The sequence below is a fragment of the Ralstonia sp. VS2407 genome (genome assembly GCF_052950655.1).
Genome location: NZ_JBRFVG010000260.1, coordinates 1 through 465 on the forward strand (window position 1 = coordinate 1; position 465 = coordinate 465).

Annotated in this window: 1 protein-coding gene; it reads right to left on the reverse strand. The window is 66.9% G+C overall.

All coding sequences use genetic code 11. The features are described from left to right. A partial coding sequence (locus ACU8YE_RS24930) for an FtsW/RodA/SpoVE family cell cycle protein (protein ID WP_446930223.1) occupies window positions 1-465 on the reverse strand: 465 nt, incomplete at both ends.

Consider the following 465-nt stretch of genomic DNA (forward strand, 5'->3'; position numbering starts at 1 on the left):
ATCGTGAACGTGCCGACCGCCGTCGCGACGAGGCCGCCGAACAGCTTGCCGTTCACGCCGCCGAGGAACAGCACGCCCATCGCGATCGCGGCGACCACCATGAACGCGCCCATGTCGGGCTCGAGCAGCAGCAGCGCGCCGACCAGGCCGACCGCGAACGCCATCGGCAGGAAGCCCTTCGCGAAGCTCTGCATGTATTCCTGCTTGCGCACCGTGTAGTTCGCCGCGTAGATCGTCACCGCGAGCTTCATGATTTCCGACGGCTGCATGTTCGTGATGCCGAGCGGAATCCAGCGGCGCGCGCCGTTCACGCCCTTGCCGACGTGCGGAATCAGCACGATCACGAGCCCGACGAGCGCGATCAGGAAAAGATGCGGCGCGTACTTGTCCCACGTCGACACCGGCACGCGGAACGCGATCACCGCCGCGACGAACGCGACGACGAGCGACACGCAGTGGCGCAGC